The sequence below is a fragment of the Mesorhizobium sp. genome (genome assembly GCF_004962925.1).
Lineage (GTDB): Bacteria > Pseudomonadota > Alphaproteobacteria > Rhizobiales > Rhizobiaceae > Mesorhizobium.
In genome coordinates this window covers 1-4,613 of the sequence record NZ_SUEO01000331.1, presented here as the reverse complement: position 1 = coordinate 4,613, position 4,613 = coordinate 1, and the positions used below count along the sequence as shown (strand labels likewise).

Below are 4,613 nucleotides of genomic sequence, written 5' to 3'. Positions count from 1 at the left end.
CATCCGTCTCGGCGCTGCGCGCCGATCCACCTTCTCCCACAAGGGGAGAAGGGAAGGAGCCTCAACCACCCGGCGGGCCCACCTCCAGCGTCTTGGGCGCTGTCAGCCCGCCATATCCCGATACGGCGTCGCCGGCGTCCGGCGCCAGCCGCACGAATGACAGCGATGCAGCCGCCGACACGGCCGCGACGATGAAAAATGCGATGTGGAAGTCGCTCAGCGTCAGCGGCCCGCCATGGATCGTCGTCGACACTTCCAGGATGCCGCCGGCCAGCGCCACGCCGAGCGCGATCGACAGTTGCTGGAACACCGCGGCGATCGGCGTTGCCCTGCTGGTGTCGGCGGCCGAAATCTCGGCATAGGCAAGCGCGTTGATGCCGGTGAAGAACATCGAGCGGACGAAGCCGCCGACGAGCAGGGCGGCGAGGATCAGCAGATAGGGCGTTTCCGGTGTGAGCAAGCCGTTGATGGCGATCGACGCCGCCGCGATCAGCGAGCCTGATATCAGCACACGGCGGAATCCGGCGACCCTGAAGATCAGCGCCGTGACGAATTTCATGCCGATGGCGCCGATCGCCGCCACGAATGTGATCATTCCCGATTGGAACGGCGTCAGCCCGAAGCCGATCTGGAACATCAGCGGCAAAAGAAAAGGCACCGCGCCGATGCCGATGCGGAACAGTCCGCCGCCGAGGACCGAGGAGCGGAACACCTGGTTGCGGAACAGATCGAGCGCCAGCAGCGGGTTCTTGGCGCGGCGCGCATGCAGGAGGTAAAGCACCGCTGCTACCAGCCCGACCGCCACGGTGAGAAAGCCGGCAATCGGCGGCAAGGCGGGCAGGCTGACCACCGACAGGCCGAACACGATGCCCGATGCCGCCAGCCCGCTCAGCACGAAGCCGATGAAGTCGAGCGGCGGCGTCTGCGCCGATTCGGTTTTCGGCAGGAAGCGGGTGGCGAGCCAGATACCGATCAGCCCGATCGGCACATTGATCAGGAAGATCCAGTGCCAGGTGAAATAGGTGGTGATGAAACCGCCGACCGGCGGCCCGACGAGCGGTCCGATCAGTGCCGGAATGCTCAGCCAAGACATGGCGGCGACGAGCTCGCTTTTCGGCGTGGCGCGCACCAGCACAAGGCGTCCCACCGGCGTCATCATGGCGCCGCCAATGCCTTGCAGGAAGCGCGAAATCACGAAAGCCGGCAGCGAATTGGACACCGCACAAGCGACCGAACCGACGATGAACACGGCGATTGCCGCCCGAAACACGTTCTTGGCGCCGAAGCGGTCGGCCATCCAGCCGCTGATCGGAATGAAGACCGCCAGAGAGACAAGATAGGCGGTCAGCGCCAGCTTGAGCGCGACCGGGCTAGTCTGCAGGTCGACGGCGATCGCCGGCAGCGACGTCGCGATCACGGTCGAATCCATGTTTTCCATGAAAAGAGCGACCGCCAGGATAAGCGGAATGGTGCGGTTCATGGAGCACGTCCGGATTTGAATGTTTTATCGCCGACCGGGGGCAAGCCGACACGCAGGGCGGTTACCACGGGTTGGGTCAGATGTCGCCTAATTTGCCGTCACATTTGTGCGACCCTGGCGGCCGTGCCGGTCGGAGCCGTGCGAGGAACGGCGCCTAAAATAAAAAAACCCGCCTCGGCGGCGGGTCATTGGCGCGAATCAGCACCATGAATAAATTCCTAGCATAACTGCCGTCACAAAGCAAGGACAGATGTGCTAATCACTCCAGCAAAAGCTGGCGCCCCTGCCAATTCTCGACGTCGGCACCGCCCCTTATCGCCCTGCCGGGCACTTCTCCCCGTATAGCATCGGTTGCTCTCCGTGGCGTGGGTCACCAAAGCGCCCTCTGCGGGCAGAAGGCCCTTTGGTGGTGCCGGGATTAACGGCGGGTCATGACAGCCTCCTATGTTGGCTCCTGGGGGAGACAAGGACGGCTGATGTCTATGGACATCTCTTCCCAAGGGGCGATGATGGCAGCGGCAGAGCGCGCGCTATCGGATCTGGGGAGGACCAAAATGTGGAAAAGAAAGCCAACAGAGTTGAGCCCGCAAAAAAGAACTGAACTCCAATTCCAAGAGGATTTCCGCGTCGATCCACAGCGGGCGTACGAGAAATACGGGCTCACTCCAATTCTAAAACGTGGGGTCGCTGTTATGTTTGTTCTGATGTTCGGGTTGATTATTTGGGAAGTCCTCCGTCACTGAGCGCGAGACGGCACACGCCTTTCCTTCACCGAGGATGGCAGGTGAGGGCGGCGCAAACCTGAAGCGATTGCTCTGAGCAACATTCAATCCGTAGCAGCGGCGAATGCCGCTCACCAATCCATCACCGCGAAAAGGCATCAAGCTGAGTTCGCAGCCCGCCGTGCACAACCAATCGGCTTTTCATCGGCGACGGGACGTGTTACGAGCCAGCGCCAATCCTGAAAGGGAAGAAGACGAGTCGGCGCTGTCCATCCGGTCCAGCGCTTTTCATGCATTCCGAGGGCTGGCCATGGCAAAAATTATCGAAACGTCCACCGGCGCGTTGGCGCTGACCTTTGACGACGTGCTGCTGCAGCCGGGTCATTCCGAGGTCATGCCCGGCGAGACCGATATCCGCACCCGCATCGCCGGCGACATCGATCTCAACGTGCCGATCCTTTCCGCCGCCATGGATACCGTCACCGAGGCGCGTCTTGCCATCGCCATGGCCCAGGCCGGCGGCATCGGCGTCATCCACCGCAATTTCTCGCCGGCCGAACAGGCCGAGCAGGTGCGGCAAGTGAAGAAATTCGAATCCGGCATGGTCGTGAACCCCGTCACCATCGGCCCCGAGGCGAGGCTCGCCGACGCCTTGGGCCTGATGCGCACCTACAGCATTTCGGGCATTCCCGTGGTCGAGAATGGCGGCGCTGGCGGGCATACGGTCGGCCGGCTGGTCGGCATCCTGACCAATCGCGACGTGCGCTTCGCCTCCGATCCGGCGCAAAAGGTCTACGAGCTGATGACCCGTGAGAACCTGATCACGGTCAAGGAGAACGTCGATCAGGACGAGGCCAAGCGGCTCCTGCATCAGCACCGCATCGAAAAACTGGTCGTAGTCGATAGCGATGGCAATTGCGTCGGGCTGATCACCGTAAAGGACATCGAGAAGTCGCAGCTCAACCCGCACGCCACCAAGGACGTGCAGGGGCGCTTGCGCGCGGCGGCTGCCACCAGCGTCGGCGATGACGGCTTCGAGCGCGCCGAGCGCCTCATCGACGCCGGCGTCGACCTTTTGGTGATCGACACCGCGCATGGTCACTCGCAACGTGTCCTGGATGCTGTGACGCGGGCCAAGAAGCTGTCCAATTCGGTCCGCATCCTGGCCGGCAACGTCGCCACCGCAGAAGGCACGCTGGCGCTGATCGATGCCGGCGCCGATGCCGTCAAGGTCGGTATCGGGCCGGGGTCCATCTGCACCACCCGCATCGTCGCCGGCGTCGGCGTGCCGCAGCTTTCGGCGATCATGTCGGCAGTCGAGACGGCGCAGAAATCGGGCGTCTCGGTCATTGCCGACGGCGGCATCAAATATTCCGGCGATCTCGCCAAGGCGCTCGCCGCCGGCGCCAGTGCCGCCATGATCGGTTCGCTGCTGGCCGGCACCGACGAGAGCCCAGGCGAAGTCTATCTGCACCAGGGCCGCTCGTTCAAAGCCTATCGCGGCATGGGCTCGGTCGGCGCCATGGCCCGCGGCTCCGCCGACCGCTATTTCCAGGCCGAGGTGCGCGACACGCTGAAACTGGTGCCGGAAGGCATCGAAGGGCAAGTGCCTTACAAAGGACCTGTGTCCGGCGTACTGCACCAGCTTGCGGGCGGCCTGAAAGCCGCTATGGGTTACGTCGGCGGTCGCGACCTTGCCGATTTCCGCGACCGCGCCACCTTTGTACGCATATCCAACGCCGGACTTCGTGAAAGCCACGCCCATGACGTCACGATCACCCGCGAAAGCCCGAATTACCCCGGCGGAGCCTAGCCAGCTGGCGCGAAGCTTGACGGCAATGATGCTGCGGCTGTCACGCCACGCTGCAGCACTTTGTGTTGTCTGCGTGGCGGTTTTCGTCGCCATGACGGCGATGGAGTTCCTGTATTTCCGACAGCTGAGTGGTGGCCTGCCGTCGCTCGATTTACGCTGGAGCGGTTTCACCCCGGATGAGGGCATGGCCTGGCTGACGGCGCTCGGCCGGCGCGGCAGCGAGATCATTCTGGTCTGGCACTACCTGACCTTCGACCTGCTGTTCCCGGCGCTGCTGTCGCTGACGTTGGTCAGCCTGATCCTGGCCACGGGGCGGCGGCTGAAGAACTTCCGGGCTCTGCCCGCGCAGCTCCAGGCACTATTCGCGCTTGTCCTGGTGCTGCCCTACACGCTTGCCGATTATGCGCAGAACATCGCGGTGGCCCGCCTGCTGTCGGATTTCCTGTCGGCCAATCCGGATTCGCTGTCCTTTGCCTCGGCGCTGATCGTCACCAAATTCGCGCTTCTCGCGATACCGGTGATCGTCATCGCGGTTTTTCATCTGGCCGGTCAGAAACAGCGCTGACTCCCCTTCTCCCCTTGTGGGAGAAGGTGGCCG

General features: G+C 63.1%; 4 protein-coding genes. 3 read left to right on the top strand and 1 reads right to left on the bottom strand.

Translation table 11 applies throughout. The features are described 5' to 3' along the window. Positions 1–61 precede the first annotated feature (61 nt). Positions 62–1,480, bottom strand: coding sequence for an MFS transporter (locus E5W87_RS34185; protein ID WP_292407976.1), 1,419 nt, complete (start codon positions 1,478–1,480; stop codon positions 62–64). A gap of 476 nt (positions 1,481–1,956) precedes the next feature. Between E5W87_RS34185 and E5W87_RS34180 the strand changes: the two genes are divergently transcribed. The 3 genes from E5W87_RS34180 (at position 1,957) to E5W87_RS34170 (ending at position 4,580) form a co-directional block, all read left to right on the top strand. Then, complete coding sequence (locus tag E5W87_RS34180; protein ID WP_292407973.1) at positions 1,957–2,223, top strand: hypothetical protein; 267 nt, start codon at positions 1,957–1,959, stop codon at positions 2,221–2,223. A gap of 289 nt (positions 2,224–2,512) precedes the next feature. Next, entirely contained in the window at positions 2,513–4,015 is a 1,503-nt protein-coding gene (gene guaB, locus E5W87_RS34175) for an IMP dehydrogenase (RefSeq protein WP_292407970.1), read from the top strand. A gap of 25 nt (positions 4,016–4,040) precedes the next feature. Continuing rightward, a complete protein-coding gene (locus E5W87_RS34170) occupies positions 4,041–4,580 on the top strand; it encodes a hypothetical protein (RefSeq protein WP_292407979.1) in 540 nt (179 codons plus the stop codon). Positions 4,581–4,613: the final 33 nt, after the last annotated feature.